Annotated in this window: 16 protein-coding genes; 6 read left to right on the top strand and 10 right to left on the bottom strand. The window is 44.1% G+C overall.

All coding sequences use genetic code 11. The features are described from left to right. Positions 1–446 precede the first annotated feature (446 nt). Together gloA and BCU12_RS21095 are read left to right on the top strand one after the other, a co-directional pair. A complete protein-coding gene (gloA, locus tag BCU12_RS21100) occupies positions 447–860 on the top strand; it encodes a lactoylglutathione lyase (protein WP_102406440.1) in 414 nt (137 codons plus the stop codon). A gap of 103 nt (positions 861–963) precedes the next feature. Then, positions 964–1,401 carry a DUF2753 family protein gene (locus BCU12_RS21095; RefSeq protein WP_102406438.1) on the top strand — a complete coding sequence of 146 codons (438 nt, stop codon included), beginning with the start codon at positions 964–966 and terminating at the stop codon, positions 1,399–1,401. 14 nt (positions 1,402–1,415) lie between these two features. Here the strand turns inward: BCU12_RS21095 and BCU12_RS21090 are convergent, their stop codons facing one another. Next, positions 1,416–2,300: an OmpA family protein gene (locus BCU12_RS21090; RefSeq protein WP_102406436.1), complete on the bottom strand. Its 885-nt coding sequence runs from the start codon at positions 2,298–2,300 to the stop codon at positions 1,416–1,418. A gap of 185 nt (positions 2,301–2,485) precedes the next feature. Between BCU12_RS21090 and rnt the strand changes: the two genes are divergently transcribed. After that, positions 2,486–3,133, top strand: coding sequence for a ribonuclease T (gene rnt, locus BCU12_RS21085; RefSeq protein WP_102406434.1), 648 nt, complete (start codon positions 2,486–2,488; stop codon positions 3,131–3,133). Positions 3,134–3,160: 27 nt separating this feature from the next. Then, positions 3,161–4,486 carry a Na+/H+ antiporter family protein gene (locus tag BCU12_RS21080; RefSeq protein WP_102406432.1) on the top strand — a complete coding sequence of 442 codons (1,326 nt, stop codon included), beginning with the start codon at positions 3,161–3,163 and terminating at the stop codon, positions 4,484–4,486. 104 nt (positions 4,487–4,590) lie between these two features. Here BCU12_RS21080 and sucD read toward each other — a convergent pair whose 3' ends face one another. The 8 genes from sucD to sdhC all read right to left on the bottom strand — a co-directional run bounded on the left by sucD (position 4,591) and on the right by sdhC (position 14,225). Beyond that, on the bottom strand, positions 4,591–5,463 hold the full coding sequence (gene sucD, locus BCU12_RS21075; protein WP_102406430.1) for a succinate--CoA ligase subunit alpha: 873 nt from the start codon (positions 5,461–5,463) through the stop codon (positions 4,591–4,593). After that, positions 5,463–6,629, bottom strand: coding sequence for an ADP-forming succinate--CoA ligase subunit beta (sucC, locus tag BCU12_RS21070; protein WP_102406428.1), 1,167 nt, complete (start codon positions 6,627–6,629; stop codon positions 5,463–5,465). The genes sucD and sucC overlap by 1 nt, the downstream gene beginning before the upstream one ends. Before the next feature lie 215 nt (positions 6,630–6,844). After that, a complete protein-coding gene (odhB, locus tag BCU12_RS21065; RefSeq protein WP_102406426.1) occupies positions 6,845–8,053 on the bottom strand; it encodes a 2-oxoglutarate dehydrogenase complex dihydrolipoyllysine-residue succinyltransferase in 1,209 nt (402 codons plus the stop codon). Between the two features lie 29 nt (positions 8,054–8,082). Next, positions 8,083–10,908, bottom strand: coding sequence for a 2-oxoglutarate dehydrogenase E1 component (gene sucA / locus BCU12_RS21060; protein WP_102406442.1), 2,826 nt, complete (start codon positions 10,906–10,908; stop codon positions 8,083–8,085). An 87-nt stretch (positions 10,909–10,995) separates the two neighbouring features. Beyond that, on the bottom strand, positions 10,996–11,709 hold the full coding sequence (locus tag BCU12_RS21055) for a succinate dehydrogenase iron-sulfur subunit (RefSeq protein WP_102406424.1): 714 nt from the start codon (positions 11,707–11,709) through the stop codon (positions 10,996–10,998). 15 nt (positions 11,710–11,724) lie between these two features. Then, positions 11,725–13,491: a succinate dehydrogenase flavoprotein subunit gene (sdhA, locus tag BCU12_RS21050; protein ID WP_102406422.1), complete on the bottom strand. Its 1,767-nt coding sequence runs from the start codon at positions 13,489–13,491 to the stop codon at positions 11,725–11,727. Further along, on the bottom strand, positions 13,492–13,839 hold the full coding sequence (gene sdhD / locus BCU12_RS21045) for a succinate dehydrogenase, hydrophobic membrane anchor protein (protein WP_102406420.1): 348 nt from the start codon (positions 13,837–13,839) through the stop codon (positions 13,492–13,494). Continuing rightward, a complete protein-coding gene (gene sdhC, locus BCU12_RS21040) occupies positions 13,833–14,225 on the bottom strand; it encodes a succinate dehydrogenase cytochrome b556 subunit (protein ID WP_102406418.1) in 393 nt (130 codons plus the stop codon). Before sdhC ends, sdhD begins: the two co-directional genes overlap by 7 nt. A 393-nt stretch (positions 14,226–14,618) precedes the next feature. Between sdhC and BCU12_RS21035 the strand changes: the two genes are divergently transcribed. After that, on the top strand, positions 14,619–15,908 hold the full coding sequence (locus tag BCU12_RS21035) for a citrate synthase (protein ID WP_102406416.1): 1,290 nt from the start codon (positions 14,619–14,621) through the stop codon (positions 15,906–15,908). Positions 15,909–16,007: 99 nt separating this feature from the next. Here the strand turns inward: BCU12_RS21035 and BCU12_RS21030 are convergent, their stop codons facing one another. Next, positions 16,008–16,766: a Nif3-like dinuclear metal center hexameric protein gene (locus BCU12_RS21030; protein ID WP_102406413.1), complete on the bottom strand. Its 759-nt coding sequence runs from the start codon at positions 16,764–16,766 to the stop codon at positions 16,008–16,010. Positions 16,767–16,859: 93 nt separating this feature from the next. Between BCU12_RS21030 and BCU12_RS21025 the strand changes: the two genes are divergently transcribed. Beyond that, the gene (locus BCU12_RS21025; protein ID WP_102406411.1) at positions 16,860–17,612 is read left to right on the top strand and encodes a DUF1853 family protein; all 753 of its coding nucleotides are present in this window, start codon (positions 16,860–16,862) and stop codon (positions 17,610–17,612) included. The last annotated feature ends 101 nt before the right edge of the window (positions 17,613–17,713 follow it).

Genomic DNA, 17,713 nt, shown 5'->3' with positions numbered 1-17,713 from the left:
ATATAGCAAACCTCCGACAATTCGTATAAACCTATGTTAATAGTCACTAATAACGATAAATCCGAATTAACGAAGTTAAACCTCGATATAACCATACAATTAGACTTGAAAATTCATTAAATCCAACAGTATAGAACGCTCCCAAAGGTTGAAAAATAGTAAAATTTTGGCTGCACGCGTAACAATAACTCCAGCCTCATTAACAAAAGTAAGGAGCCTATTGGAAGCCTTAAACGAGAAAGTGAGCACGAAACACCCTCACACTTCGATTGTCTATTTATTCACTTTTGTGATTTTCAATCATCCATCAGTACTCTTTCGGCCTAAATAACGCCAATAATTAAGTCATACAATTTATAAAGTCGAGATCGAATTGGATTACGCAACGAGGCGATAGTTTGTACGTGTGATATAGTATTTGTATTCTAAAAAGAGGAGCATTTACGATGTCAAACGGAAGAGTTCTGCACACTATGTTACGTGTAGGCGATTTGGATAAATCGATTGAGTTTTATACAAAAGTCATGGGCATGTCGTTATTACGAGTAAACGAAAACAAAGAATACGAATACACACTGGCGTTTGTTGGCTACGGTGATGAATCTCAAGGCGCTGTTATCGAGCTTACCTACAACTGGGGTAAAACCGACTATGAGATGGGTACAGCATTTGGGCATATCGCTATTGGTGTCGAAGATATTTATTCCACTTGCGATGCAATTAAAGCAGCCGGTGGCGTTATCACTAGAGAGGCTGGACCGGTTAAAGGTGGAAGTACAGAGATCGCGTTTGTGAAAGATCCTGATGGTTATATGATTGAATTAATCCAAAGAAAAAATGCCTCCGAAGGGTTAGGTTAGTAATTCTTTAGGGATAGATAGATATAGAGGCAACTTAACGTTGCCTTTATTACACCAAAGTGTTAATAATAATTCTCATTTGCGTTAAGGTAAGGATCTATTGATGAACGTACAACAATGGGAAGAACACACACTTCTGGCGGATGTTGCAATGCAGCAAAGTGATCACCTAAGAGGAATTCTTCACTACCAGCAAGCGCTGACTATCAGTGACCAGTTGACGCATATCGAAGAGATAGAGATCGAGGAACGACTCATCGTCTCCGTCATTTCTTGCCACAACATGGCTAGATTTTGGCGCTCTATGGGAGATGAGAAGTATGAACTAAAGTACTTACAACTGGCCTCTGAAAAAGTGCTTTCCCTTGTTCCACAATGTGCCAACAGCCAATGTGAATCTTATGTCGATTCGTTAGGATGCTGTCAGAAAGCACTCATAGAGTTTCTAAAACGGCACCCTAACCCAGACATCGCAAAACAAGTCAGTCATTTAGACTCGGCTACGAACTGTAATCTGATCTCAATGTTCAAACTCAATTGATACCGAGTGACGTCTTAGACCTGAGTTCTACCTAGAGAAATTACAACGCGTCGGTTTTTATCTTTGCCTATTGGGGAAGAGTTATCCGAGACTGGACGTCGTTTGCCGTAGCCCTGCACTTGGATGCGGTCTTCAGGTAAACCCAAAGATTCAAAGTAATCACGTAATACTTCAGCTCTCTGCTCTGACAGATTCTGGCTGACGCTTCTTGTGTCAACTGAGTCGGTATATGTAGAGACGAGAACAAGATCGATATCTTGATTATGTCGAATATACTCTGCAATTTGAGCTAAACGCTTTTGTGACGCTTTGTTCAATTGAACGCTGCTGCGGTCATAGTGCAATATAGTGAACGCAATATCTTCAAAGCTATACTGAAGCAGATTCGCGATACAATCACTGAATACGTTGTATTTCTGTTGGAACAATACCGAAGATAGTGCAACTTCAATACGCTGATCTCGACTTTGCCAATCTCGATAACTGAATGTTGGGTAGCGCCCTTTTTCAAGTTCTCCCAAAATTCCCCAAGCGGTTTGCCCACCGATATAGCCATCAAATTGTTTGAAGAATTTGATATTGGTAATTCGCTCCGCATTTTCTCCTGGACGCCAAGAAGGCGGCAATGAAACAAGACTGACGTCTCGCGTCTCCCCCATCGGCCTGCGCATCTTTAACTCAAAATCGAGTATGATCTTTTTGCTTGCGCGCGACGAAAACTCAGCATCGCCATAGTTCGGAATAGGATGTACTAAGCGGCATTCTAAAGGTGTATTCACCACCATCTGCCAAGTCGATTGCATTGGCGTCGCAACATAACGTTTGTCCAAGGCGAAAGCGGTTGGTACAGATATCATATTGGTTAATAATACAGCGCTAATCGCGACCCACTTTTTCATATAAACAGTTCTCTTTGATACTACCTTTCAACGGCGATTATTTGCCGCTGTTATCATCTTCACTTTACAATGCAATTTCCTAGCCATGTAATTTGCCGAATTCCCTTTCAATCTAATATTCTTCGGTTTTTCTCACTGCGAGAATCTGCAATAATGCACGGCTTGTTCATCCAACCGAAAACATTATGACTGTAGAAAACGAATCATTTGCACTTAACAAACGCTTCCGTGGGTACTTCCCGGTTGTCATCGATGTCGAGACTGCAGGCTTCAACTCAGAAACAGACGCCTTGTTAGAAATTTGCGCTGTTACTTTGAAAATGGATGAACACGGTGATCTGCACCCCGCGACAACAATCCATTTCCATGTCGAACCTTTTGAGGGTGCGAACCTCGAAAAAGCCGCGCTAGAATTCAATGGAATTATAGATCCTTTCAGCCCATTGAGAGGGGCAGTGACGGAAGAACACGCATTGAAAGAGATCTACAAGCTCGTTCGTAAAGAGCAAAAAGACGCAAATTGCAGTCGCGCTATTATTGTCGCGCACAATGCAACGTTCGATCATAATTTTGTTATGGCGGCTAGCGAGCGTAGCAAATTGAAAAGAGTCCCTTTCCATCCCTTCGCAACTTTTGATACCGCCGCGTTAAGTGGCTTAGCTTATGGTCAGACCGTTCTTGCCAAAGCGTGTAAAACTGCAGGGATGGATTTTGACAACAAAGAAGCACATTCAGCACTCTATGATACTGAAAAAACCGCTGAGCTTTTTTGTGGCATAGTCAATAAGTGGAAAGCCTTAGGTGGTTGGCCTCTTGTTGATGATAACAACTAAAAACAAACACAACTAACCGAGAAAACTATGAATCCTGTTGTAATTTCTGTCTGTATCATGCTGATACTCGCTTTGATGCGGGTGAATGTCGTTGTTGCTTTGACGTTCAGCGCCATCGTTGGCGGCTTAGTCTCTGGCATGAGTTTAAATGACGCAGTTTCTGCTTTTGAGAGTGGTTTAGGTGGGGGTGCTACCATCGCTTTAAGCTACGCTATGCTTGGCACATTCGCTGTTGCCATCTCTAAGTCTGGTATTACCGATTTGCTTGCGCAAAATGTGATTAAGCGTATTAATGGTAAAGAAAATGGCGCCGCAACAACTGGCCTGAAATACGCCGTTTTAGCATCTTTGATTCTTGTCACAATGTCATCGCAAAACGTCATCCCTGTACATATCGCCTTTATACCTATTCTTATTCCACCTCTTTTAGGCGTATTCGCAAAGTTAAAGATGGACCGACGTATGGTGGCTTGTGTTCTAACCTTTGGCCTAGTCACACCTTATATGATTTTACCTATTGGCTTTGGTGGCATCTTTCTCAACAATATCCTATTGAAAAACTTGCATGATAACGGCCTCGAAAGTGTTGTTGCTTCTCAAGTACCTACTGCAATGTTGTTACCAGCATTGGGCATGGTATTTGGCCTCTTGAGCGCTATCTTGTTCACTTACAGAAAGCCACGAGAATACAAAGAGACAACACTCACTCATGTCAACGAAGAACCAAAAAGCATCAATAAGAAGAGCATTTTGGTTGCCTGCGTGGGTATTGTTGTTGCTCTGGCTGTTCAACTATCGACGGGCTCTATGATAATCGGTGCACTCGCTGGCTTTATGGTGTTTACGTTTGGTGGCGTTATCGCATGGAAAGAGACACAAGACGTATTTACCAAAGGCGTTCACATGATGGCTATGATTGGTTTCATCATGATTGCGGCGGCAGGTTTTGCGGCTGTTATGAAGCAAACTGGCGGCGTTGAATCTTTGGTTGAAGCGTTATCGACTACGATAGGCGACAACAAACCTCTTGCAGCCTTGTTAATGCTGATTGTTGGCTTACTTGTCACCATGGGGATTGGTTCTTCTTTCTCAACGATTCCAATCTTAGCTACTATTTATGTTCCACTGGCGGCAGCGTTTGGCTTCTCACCAATGGCAACGATCGCTCTAGTCGGTACTGCAGCGGCGTTGGGTGATGCGGGTTCTCCAGCGTCGGATTCCACATTAGGTCCAACATCAGGACTCAATGCTGATGGCCAACATGAGCATATTTGGGAAACGGTTGTACCCACCTTTATTCACTACAATATCCCACTGATCATTTTTGGTTGGATTGCGGCGATGGTTCTTTAATAGCATCTAGGTTTCAAGTGAAGTAATCGTAGAGTCAAACCATTGACTACAAAATAAAAAAACCGAGCACAAGAGCTCGGTTTTTTATTCAAACTTAGTTGGCATTACCAACCAGTGATTTCGCGTAGTCCTTTGCCGATATCAGCAAGTGACTTAACAGTCTTAACGCCTGCAGCTTCTAATGCTGCAAATTTATCTTCAGCGGTACCTTTACCACCAGAGATGATTGCGCCAGCGTGGCCCATGCGTTTACCAGGAGGAGCTGTAACACCAGCAATGTAAGAAACAACTGGCTTAGTCACATTTGCTTTAATGAACTCAGCCGCTTCTTCTTCTGCAGTACCACCAATCTCACCAATCATGACAATGGCTTCAGTCTCTGGATCTTCTTGGAAAAGTTTCAAAATATCGATGAAGTTTGAACCAGGGATAGGGTCACCACCAATACCTACACAAGAAGACTGGCCGAAACCTTCATCTGTAGTCTGCTTAACCGCTTCATAAGTTAGCGTACCAGAGCGAGATACGATACCGACTTTACCCTTCTTATGAATGTGGCCTGGCATAATACCAATCTTACATTCGTCAGGTGTGATTACACCTGGGCAGTTAGGACCGATCATACGCGTGCCAGTCTCTTCTAGCTTCACTTTCACATCAATCATATCCGTTGTAGGGATACCTTCAGTGATTGTTACGATAAGCTCGATACCTGCATCAATCGCTTCTAGGATTGCATCTTTACAGAAAGGTGCTGGTACGTAGATAACCGTTGCTGTTGCGCCTGTTGCTTCTACAGCGTCACGAACAGTGTTAAATACTGGTAGGCCTAAGTGCGTTTGTCCGCCTTTACCAGGAGAAACACCACCAACCATTTGTGTACCGTAGGCAATTGCTTGCTCTGAGTGGAAAGTACCTTGTCCACCAGTGAAGCCCTGACAGATCACTTTAGTGTCTTTATTAATTAGTACAGACATTATTTCGCCTCCGCAGCAGCAACAACTTTTTGAGCAGCGTCAGTTAGTGACTCAGCTGCAATGATATCAACATCAGAATTCGCTAGAACTTCGCGACCTAGGTCTGCGTTAGTACCTTCTAGACGAACAACAACAGGAACTTCAACGCCAACTTCTTTCACTGCGCCGATGATGCCTTCAGCAATCATGTCACAACGTACGATACCGCCAAAGATGTTCACAAGAACAGCTTTCACATTATCATCAGATAGGATGATCTTGAATGCTTCAGCTACACGCTCTTTAGTTGCGCCGCCGCCTACATCAAGGAAGTTAGCTGGTTTGCCGCCGTGTAGGTTTACGATATCCATCGTGCCCATAGCAAGGCCAGCACCGTTAACCATACAACCAACATTACCATCAAGTGCTACGTAGTTAAGCTCCCACTGAGCTGCGTGCGCTTCGCGCTCATCTTCTTGTGAAGGATCGTGCATCTCGCGAAGTTTTGGTTGGCGGTACATTGCGTTTGAGTCAATGTTGATCTTGCCGTCAAGACAAAGAAGGTTACCTTCACCAGTAATAACAAGCGGGTTGATTTCTAGTAGAGCGAGGTCGTACTGAGCAAACATTTCACCAAGACCCATGAAGATCTTAACGAACTGTTTAATTTGATCACCAACTAGACCAAGTTTAAACGCCAGTTCACGACCTTGGTAAGCTTGAGGGCCCACGAGAGGATCAATCGCTGATTGGTGAATCAACTCAGGCGTTTCTTCAGCGATTTTTTCAATGTCGACACCGCCTTCAGTTGATGCCATGAAAACAATCTTACGAGTTGCACGGTCTACAACCGCACCTAGATATAGTTCGTTAGCAATGTTTGACGCTTCTTCAACTAGGATTTTTGTTACCGGCTGACCGTTAGCGTCTGTTTGGTAAGTAACAAGGTTTTTACCAAGCCATTTTTGTGCAAACTCTTTAACACCTTCTTTCGTGTCATGCAGCTCTACACCACCTGCTTTACCGCGACCACCTGCGTGTACTTGACACTTTACGACCTTCTTTTCAGTGCTAACGCGTCCAGCTGCTTCAAAAGCTTCTTGAGCGGTATCACATGCGAAGCCTTCTGGCACAGGCAAACCGAATTCTGCAAACAGCTGTTTGGCTTGATATTCATGCAAATTCATTTTGTTATTCCATTTGTTTATCCCTAAAGGGATTTATTATTTCCGTAACGTCGCTTTCTATTGCGAAACGTCTGTAGGGTCTTCTCAAGTAAGTCGCATTCTATTTGGGCAATAATAAACGACCTAAATGAAGGCTAGACAGTTGAGCGCATCTAGCCCATGAAACCTTCCACGTCGAGTCAACTGAACTCAATCAACTCGACGCTTCAGCGATACTAAACGTCTAACAGTAGACGCGCAGGATCTTCTAGTAACTCTTTAATTGTCACAAGGAATCCAACAGACTCACGACCATCGATTAAGCGGTGGTCATATGACAATGCAAGATACATCATAGGTAGGATTTCAACCTTGCCATCTACAGCCATTGGACGGTCTTGAATTTTATGCATACCCAAGATAGCAGCTTGAGGCGGATTGATGATTGGTGTGGACATAAGAGAACCAAATACACCACCATTAGTGATAGTGAAGTTACCACCAATAAGCTCATCAACCGTTAGCTTTCCGTCACGACCTTTAATAGCTAGCTCTTTAATGCCTTTTTCGATATCGGCAAAACCAAGCGTATCGCAATCTTTAAGGACAGGTGTCACTAGGCCACGAGGGGTCGATACTGCCATACTAATATCGAAGTAGTTGTGATAAACAATATCAGTACCGTCGATAGAAGCATTCACTTCTGGGTAACGTTTTAGCGCTTCTGTTACCGCTTTTACGTAGAAAGACATGAAACCAAGACGCGTATCGTGACGCTTCTCGAATTGGTCTTTATATTGCTTACGTAAATCCATGATTGGCTTCATGTTAACTTCGTTGAACGTCGTTAGCATTGCCGTGCTGTTTTTCGCTTCTAGAAGACGATTAGCCACTGTTTTACGCAGACGAGTCATTGGAACTCGTTTCTGGCTACGTGCTGCGGCAGGAGCCTGAGGCGCTGGCTCTTGACTTGCTGCTGGCGCAGATTTCGCTGACGCTAAGTGTGCATCGATGTCTTCGCGGGTAATACGACCACCAACACCAGTGCCTTTCACTTGAGAGGCTTCTAAGTTGTTCTCAGCAAGAAGACGACGAACAGCTGGGCTCAGTGCATCGTTGCTTTCTTCAGTCAGTGAAGCCTTATGGCGTTTGTCAGGTGACGCTTCTTTGTCATCTGTCGTATCAGCCGTTGGTTCACCCGCAACTGCGCCAGGCTTAAGCTTAGCGATCAACTGCTTTGACAGTACCGTTGCACCCTCTACTTCGATAATAGCCTCTAGAACACCCGCTTCAGGAGCCGGTACTTCTAGGACAACTTTATCTGTTTCAATATCTACGAGTACTTCGTCACGTTCAACGGCATCACCAGGCTGTTTATGCCAAGTCGCTACTGTCGCGTCCGCTACTGATTCAGGTAAGTCTGGAACCAGAATTTCAATAGTCATAATTAGTGTCTTCCTTTTACTTCTAGTTCTTATTTCGAAACTTGAGGGTTGATAGTCAAAGCGTCTTCAACTAACGCCTTCTGTTGTTTTAAGTGTACCGACATATATCCAACCGCAGGCGATGCTGATGCTGGTCTACCGGTATAGCGTAACTTGCCGTCATTTGGTATCGCTGCCAAGAAGTTATGCTGACTACAGTACCAAGCACCTTGGTTTTGAGGCTCTTCTTGACACCAAACAAACTCTTTCGCGTTTTTATATGGGGCAATCGCGGCTTGCACATCCTCTAGTGGGAATGGGTACAGCTGCTCAATACGCACAATTGCAATATCATCTTGTTCATTGTTTCTACGCTGGGCGAGCAGGTCGTAATAAACCTTGCCAGAACAAAAAACGACTTGCTTGACCTTAGCAGCATCAAGTTCGTCTATCTCACCAATTGCCGCTTGGAATGTTCCTTCTGCTAGTTCTTCAAAAGAAGACGTACACAGAGGATGACGAAGCAATGACTTAGGTGACATTACAATCAAAGGACGTCGCATAGGACGAACCACTTGACGGCGGATCATGTGGTAAACCTGAGCAGGTGTTGACGGAACAACGATCTGCATGTTTTGTTCAGCACATAACTGCAAGTAACGCTCTAGACGAGCTGACGAGTGCTCTGGGCCTTGACCTTCATAACCATGAGGCAGAAGCATTGTTAGACCACATAAACGTGCCCATTTTTGCTCACCAGAAGAAATAAATTGGTCAATAACAACTTGTGCACCATTGGCGAAATCACCAAACTGCGCTTCCCAAAGAGTCAGTCCGCCTGGTTCAGCTGTCGCATAGCCATATTCAAACGCTAACACAGCCTCTTCCGAAAGCACTGAGTCGAAGACTTGGAAAGGGCCTTGTTTATCATGAATATTACTTAGTGGAACATAAGTACTCGCATCGATTTGGTTATGCAGCACTGAGTGTCGATGGAAGAAAGTACCACGGCCAGAATCCTGCCCAGAGATACGTATACGCTTACCATCATCAACCAATGTTGCATAGGCCATCGTTTCGGCCATGCCCCAATCAACCTGTTTCTCACCACTGACCATCGCGACACGATCGTTGTAAAGCTTGTTTACACGGCTTTGCAGCTTATGGCTTTCAGGGTACTGACAAACTCGATTACCGAGCTCTTTTAATCGCTCGACCTCAATTTTGCTTTCCCATTCCATATTCCAGTCATGACCAAGATACGGAGACCAGTCTACTGAGTGAAGAGCCATTGGGCGCCACTCTTTTACGACCACTTCGCCGTGGTCCAGCGCATCACGATAACCGTTGACCAGTTCCGTCGCGGTTTCTATATCGAACTCTCCACGATCAATCAGTACATCGGCATAAAGCTTACGAGGCGTTGGGTGCTTTTTGATCTTTTGGTACATCAACGGCTGAGTTGCATTAGGCTCATCAGCTTCGTTGTGACCATGTCGACGATAACAAACGAGTTCGATGACGACATCACGTTTAAATTCGTTTCGGTAATCCAACGCGAGGCGAGCAACAAAAGCAACCGCCTCTGGATCATCAGCATTCACGTGGAAAATCGGTGCCTGAACCATTTTCGCGATATCAGTACAGTACATCGTAGAACGCGTATCGCGAGGGTTTGACGTGGTGAAACCGACTTGGTTATTCACGACGATTCTAATCGTGCCACCAACACGGAAACCACGTGTTTGAGACATGTTAAACGTCTCTTGCACGACACCTTGACCAGCAATTGCGGAGTCACCGTGTACAGTAATAGGAAGAACAATACTGCCATCTTTATCGTCTAGACGATCTTGACGAGCTCGAACTGAGCCAATAACCACTGGGTTAACTATCTCAAGGTGAGATGGGTTAAATGCCAAAACTAGGTGAACATCATTACCTGGAGTTGCGAAATCGGCAGAGAAACCTTGGTGGTACTTAACGTCACCAGTACCCCATGTTTCGTCATGTTTGCCCGCAAACTCATCGAATAAATCTTGAGGCTTCTTACCTAACACGTTAACCAACATGTTTAAGCGACCACGGTGAGCCATACCAACGACAACTTCACGCATTCCTTGACTACCAGCATGACGAATAAGTTCTTTCGTCATTGGTATCAATGCATCACCACCTTCTAGAGAGAATCGCTTCGCACCTGGGAATTTAGCGCCTAAATAGCGCTCGAGCCCTTCTGCAGCGGTCAGCTCTTCTAGGAAGGCTTTTTTCTCTTCTAAGTTAAAGGATGGTTGACCGGATACAGACTCTAAACGTTGTTGGATCCAACGTTTTTGTTCTGTGTTCGTCATATGCATGTATTCTGCGCCAATCGAACCACAATAGGTTTGCTTCAGAGCAGTATAGAGGTCTTTGAGCACCATCGTCTCTTGGCCAATGGCAAAAGAACCGACGTTGAAGGTTTCATCGAAATCTTCTTCAGTGAGATTGTGGAATGATGGATCTAATTCTGCGACAGCAGGTCTAATCCATAAACCTAGGGGGTCTAGGTTTGCAGCTTGATGCCCTCTAAAACGGAAAGCATTAATCAGCTGTAGAACTTTTACTTGTTTAACATCGACATCAGGATCACTAACTTGGACATTGTAATGCTTAGTTTCTTGAGCGAGTCGACGGAAGTAATCGCGGACACGCGAGTGCGGCTGTTCTACCGCTTCTGAAGCTTGCACGGGCAACTCTTCAAATACACGTTTCCACTCATCACTTACCAGATCGGGATCACTTAGATACATTTCGTAGAGTTCTTCTACATAAGTTGCATTGGCGCCAGCCAAGTGTGAAGACTCGAGCCATGCCTTCATCACGCCGTTGTGCATAAATTCCCTTAACCAGTAGTTTTCACGTTTGCCTTGGTTAAGCCAAGGCAGCATTCGTCGCCCCAAGTGGGGCGACAATCTTATTATTTAAACCGAGCGATTCACCAGCATAGTCTTAATATGACCAATGGCTTTCGTTGGATTTAACCCTTTAGGACAAACACTTACACAATTCATGATGCCATGGCAACGAAAAACGCTAAATGCATCATCAAGATTAGATAAACGTTCATCTGTTGCTGTATCTCGGCTATCGATTAACCAACGATACGCTGCTAACAGTCCTGCTGGCCCAATAAACTTGTCTGGGTTCCACCAGAAAGAAGGGCAAGAGGTTGTACAACATGCACACATAATACATTCGTACAAACCATCAAGATGAGCACGCTCGTCCGGCGTCTGTAAGTTTTCTCGAGAAGGTGGCAGATCGCCATCCGTCACTAAGAACGGTTTAACTTTAGAGTAGTTATCGTAAAATTGCGTCATATCGACAATTAAATCTCTAACCACAGGTAAACCAGGCAGTGGACGAATCACAATCGTGCTTTGATTGCTTAAAGCCGACAATGGTGTAATACACGCCAAGCCATTCTTACCGTTCATGTTCAGACCATCTGAACCACAAACACCTTCACGACACGAACGTCTAAATGAAATCGATGGATCTTGTTCTTTTAAAAGAATCAAAGCGTCGAGCAACATCATGTCCGAGCCTTCATCAACCTCAAGCACATAATCCTTCATGTACGGTTTTTGATCCGCATCAGGATTATATCGGTACAAAGAGAAATTCAGTTTCATATCTAGGTCCTCTCCTTAGTACGTACGAGCTTTAGGTGGGAAAGCTTCACGGTGAACAGGTTCCATATTTACACCACGCTTAGACATGCTTTCGGTCTCTGGGTTGTAAATAGAATGGCATAGCCACTGTTCATCATCACGGTCTGGGAAATCAAAGCGAGCATGAGCACCACGACTTTCGGTACGGAAGTTCGCAGCAACAGCCGTTGCAAATGCAGTTTCCATAAGGTTTTCTAGCTCAAGACACTCGATACGCTGTGTATTGAACTCTGTCGATTTATCCGATAAGTGTGCGTTTTTCAGGCGTTCACGAATCACTTTCAATTCTGCTAAGCCTTTTTCCATCGCATCACCTTCACGGAATACCGAGAAGTTATTTTGCATGCACTGTTGTAGGTCTTTACGGATAACAGCTGGGTCTTCACCTTCAGTGCTGTTTTCCCAACGATTATAACGCTCTAGTGAACGTTGAATGTCGTCTTCTGTCGCTGGTTTCGCTTCAGCTTGTTTCTTCAACGTTTCGCCTAGGTGTAAACCCGTCGCTCGGCCGAATACAACCAAATCGAGTAACGAATTACCACCTAATCGGTTTGCACCGTGCACTGACACTGACGCGATCTCACCACAAGCAAATAGCCCTTGAACTTCAACATCAGCGCCGCTTTCATCTTGTTTAATCGCTTGGCCAGAAACCTGTGTAGGTACGCCACCCATCATGTAGTGACACGTAGGTATAACTGGAATTGGCTCTTTCACTGGATCCACGTGTGCAAATGTGCGAGACAATTCACAAACACCTGGTAGTCTGGACTCTAAGGTTTCTTTACCTAAATGGTCTAGCTTCAGTTTGATATGAGGACCCCATGGGCCATCGCAACCGCGACCTTCACGAATCTCAATCATCATTGAACGAGCAACAACATCACGACCCGCTAAGTCTTTAGCGTTCGGCGCGTAACGCTCCATGAAGCGTTCGCCGTCTTTATTAAGAAGGTAACCACCTTCACCACGACAACCTTCTGTTACCAGTACACCCGCACCCGCAATACCTGTAGGGTGGAACTGCCACATTTCGATATCTTGCATAGGGACGCCGGCACGAATTGCCATACCAACACCATCACCAGTGTTAATGTGTGCGTTAGTCGTCGACGCGTAAATACGCCCTGCACCACCGGTCGCTAATATCGTTGCCTTAGATTTGAAATAGCAGACTTCGCCTGTTTCCATGCATAAAGCAGTGGTACCTAATACGGCACCCTCTTCATTTTTGACAAGATCGAGAGCATACCACTCAGAAAAAATCGTCGTTTTGTGTTTGATGTTCTGTTGATAAAGGGTATGTAGCAGTGCATGACCTGTACGGTCAGCAGCAGCAGCAGTACGCGCAGCTTGCTCACCGCCAAAGTTTTTTGACTGACCACCAAAAGGACGTTGATAAATCGTACCATTATCAAAACGAGAGAACGGTAAACCCATTTTCTCTAATTCGATAACTGATTCAGGCCCGTTCTTACACATGTATTCAATCGCGTCTTGGTCACCGATGTAATCGGATCCTTTGACTGTATCGTACATATGTTGTTCCCAATGATCTTCATGCGCATTTCCCAAAGCAACTGTAATGCCGCCTTGAGCTGAAACCGTGTGAGAACGTGTTGGAAATACTTTAGACAACAAGGCACATGAAAGACCTTGTTCAGAAATTTGTAATGCGGCACGCATACCTGCACCACCAGCGCCGATTACAACGGCATCGAATTCACGAACTGGAATAGTCACTTACGCACCCCACAAAATAGAAATACCAGAAAAGAAGTAACTCAAAAGAATGATTACAATAAGAAATTGCGATCCTCCTCGTAATTTTGAGCACTTAATATAGTCAGTCAATACCTGCCACAAACCAATCCACGCGTGAATAAGCACAGATGTTAAAGCAAGCATTGTGAATATTTTGGTGAATGCACTACCGAAGAATTGAGTCCAAGAGATATAAGAGATATCACCTGAAAACGCAAAAAAACTAACTAGGTAGATAGTGTATAGGGTCATAAGAATGGCAGTAGCACGAATCAGTAGGAAATCGTGTACTCCATTGCGTCCGAATGACGAAACATGCTTTACCATACTAATACTCCTGCAAGAAGAGATAGAACGGCAGTGGCAGCGAAAGCGACTTTAGCACTTAAAGCTCCAGTATCGAGTTCTTCAAAATAGCCTAAATCCATCATTAAGTGACGGATACCACCTACGATATGGTAGGCCAAGGCAGTGGCGATTCCCCACAGAATAAACTTAACAAAAAAACCATCGACGATGTCAGTGGCTTCTTTAAATCCAAGTGGTGATTCGAGAGATAACGACAATAGCCATAATAAAATCCCAATAGCAACGAACGTTATCACCCCTGACACACGGTGTAGGATGGACGCTATCGCTGTAATTGGAAAGCTAACTGTCTGCAAATCTAAATTAACAGGTCTTGACTTTCTTTCTTTCACGGGCTTGCTCACTCAGCTCCATTGAGCATTTATAGTTATAAACGAATCTCGTGTGATAACCGACAAAAGTTCACATTTAATTAACAAAAAAACCAGAAAACACCCCAGTTAATTGTAAATAAAATGTTAACAACAAGACCGAGAATAATATCGATTATTTCTTTCTAGCCTTGAATTTATAAGGATCTCACCGAAATTTCTAGCCTCACTATAAGGCCGGCAACATTCTAATACAATTGGTGTAACAATTTTTGTTACATAGAACAGACTTTTAACTTATTTGCCATAAAAAGTTGCGCTAAGTGCACACATCGAAGTACAAATATTGACTTTATATGCGAACACACGTAAAAAAATGGCACATAAACATCCTGGATGGATTAATAATAAACAAAGGAGATTGTCATGGCGGATAAGAAAGCGACCCTTCACATTGAAGGTTTAGCGCCAATCGAGCTACCAATTATGGACGGGACTGTCGGCCCAGAAGTAATCGATGTTCGTAAACTAGGAGCAAATGGGTACTTCACGTTCGATCCTGGTTTTCTTGCCACTGCATCTTGTGAGTCTCAAATCACTTATATCGACGGCGGCAAAGGTGTTCTATTACACCGCGGCTACCCAATCGATCAATTAGCGAATAATGCAGACTACTTAGAAGTATGTTACATACTTCTTTATGGAGAAGCCCCAAATCGTGAGCAATACGAAGATTTCAAACGTACTGTAACTCGCCACACCATGGTTCATGAGCAAATAGCTAGCTTTTATCATGGCTTTAGACGTGACGCGCACCCAATGGCGGTGATGTGTGGTGTTGTCGGTGCTCTGGCTGCTTTCTACCACGACTCACTTGACGTAAACAACGATACACACCGCGAAATTGCGGCGTACCGTCTATTATCAAAAATGCCTACTTTAGCAGCAATGTGTTATAAGTATTCAATTGGTCAGCCATTCATTTACCCAAGAAATGAACTTAGCTACGCAGAAAACTTCCTTCACATGATGTTTGCTAATCCATGTGAAGAATATGAAGTAAACCCTGTCGTTGCTCGCGCAATGGATAAGATCTTCACCCTTCATGCCGATCATGAGCAAAACGCTTCAACCTCTACCGTTCGTTTAGCAGGTTCATCGGGTGCGAACCCATTTGCTTGTATCGCGGCGGGTATCGCTTCTTTATGGGGACCTGCTCACGGTGGTGCAAACGAAGCTTGTCTGCGCATGTTAGAAGAGATTGGCAGTGTCGATAATATCGAAGAGTACGTAGCAAAAGCGAAAGATAAAGACGATCCATTCCGCCTAATGGGCTTTGGTCACCGTGTTTATAAAAACTACGATCCACGCGCTACAGTAATGCGTGAAGCGTGCCACGATGTACTTAAAGAGCTCAACATCGATGATCCGCTGCTTGATGTGGCAATGGAACTAGAACGTATAGCACTGTCTGATGAATATTTCGTAGAGAAGAAACTGTACCCGAACGTAGATTTCTACTCAGGTATCATTCTGAAAGCGATTGGTATTCCTGTTTCAATGTTCACTGTAATCTTTGCGATGTCTCGCACTATTGGTTGGATTGCACACTGGAACGAAATGCACAGCGACCCAACGAATCGTATCGGTCGTCCTCGTCAGCTTTACACTGGTCAAGAAAAACGTGATTTCCAACCTCTGCATGAGCGTGACTAATATCGTTTTCATCTATAGGTCTTAAACGACTTATTTCGAGAAATCCTTAATAAAAAGCTTGGCCATTATTTGGATCAAGCTTTTTTTTTTCTACTGAAACTAAACAGGGTTATCGATATCAATGAAAATAACGTCAAGCCCATGTTCTTCTTGTAGCCATTCACCCAACGCTTTTATCCCATAACGCTCAGTGGCATGATGGCCAGCAGAAAAATAGTGAATGTCTTGCTCACGAGCAACATAGGTCGTGCGCTCTGATATCTCGCCAGAAATGAAGGCATCTAGATCTTTTTGCGCCGCGAGTTCAATGTAGTCTTGCCCTCCCCCCGTACACCATCCGACTGTCGATATGATTTTGTCTGCGTTTTCAGGAGAGATATGTAACGGCTGGCGATTTAACGCTTTTTCAATCCTTTCCTCAAACTCTTTACCACTGATAGGCGAATCTAAACTACCGTACATTGCGACCGATTGAGGATGCCCTTCCAAGCCGCCTTCTACTTTAATGCCCAATAATCGCGCTAGCTCAGCGTTGTTACCCAAATCAGGGTGGATATCTAAAGGAAGGTGATAACCAAACAAATTGATATCGTTTTTAATAAGAGTGCGAATTCGCTTTCCTTTCATTCCTCGAATCGGCTCTGGTTCCCCTTTCCAAAAATAACCATGATGAACAAGAATCGCATCAGCATTCAGCTCAACCGCTTTATCAATAAGCGCTTGAGAAGCCGTAACTCCAGTAACAACACGTTTCACCTTTTCACTCCCTTCGACTTGGAGACCATTCGGGCTGTAATCTTTTACTAGCTGAGGGGAAAGTTTTTCATTCAAAATCGATTCTAACTGAAGGTTATTCATGACTTGTTCCGGTAATTATTATATTTCTCAAAGTGTATACTCTACTTGGTTATGGTTACAATGGTCGCCTACGGAAACTCAATAGGCGCAAGGATGAACCAACTTCAACGTTTCTATCAATGGATAGCCTCAACACCTTCGCTGTTTCAGCGACAACCTCCCTTTGCGGACTTTCTTGATTTGAGCACCACTCCTTTGCCTGCTTCTGAAACCTACGAAGGCAATCGTCGATTAGGTTTTCTCTACCAGCATCTCTGCACAAAACTGATAGAAAATATTCCAAAATATCACGTGGAACTAGAAGAAATTCAACTCAATACCCCATCGGGGCAAACACTCGGCGCAATAGATTTAATCCTGCGCAACAACGAAACGAGTCAACATGAGCACTGGGAAGTAGCAATAAAATTTTATCTGCTTCATCAAGGGGTTTGGTATGGGCCAAACGCTCACGATCAACTGGATAAAAAGCTTGATAGAATGCTCACCCACCAACTGAAGATGAGCTCAATTAAAGAGTTTACTCAACATTACGCCGGCTATGGCGATCTGTCGGAACACTTGTTAATGCAAGGTCGCTTATACATCAATCCTTTTACTTCTGAGCATGTGCCAACCGAATGCTTAGGGTTTGAGCTAAACCCTAGTCAAATAGCGGGTTACTGGTGCTACCAAAGTCAATGGGAGCTTATTGAAGAGCCTCTGTATGAGTTGGAGAAATCAGATTGGGCAACAGGTTTAACTCAGTTTAATCGTATTCAAGAAAAACCAACCGACCGATTCATCCATGCGCAAGCTAAAAGCGGTAAATTCTGGTTTGTCGTTCCTGACAAGTGGCCATGCTGATCCATAAAGAAAGTTCATTCGGTATTGGCACCTCTGTAATCAAGCAAAAAAGCAAGATTACCGTCAGTCACGATACCTGCACCGGATACTTGGATACTTGG

It is taken from the genome of Vibrio sp. 10N.261.55.A7, from assembly GCF_002877365.1.
In the GTDB taxonomy this organism is placed as follows: domain Bacteria; phylum Pseudomonadota; class Gammaproteobacteria; order Enterobacterales; family Vibrionaceae; genus Vibrio.
Note: the sequence above shows the minus strand (reverse complement) of the source record. Positions and strands in the feature narration are given on the sequence as shown.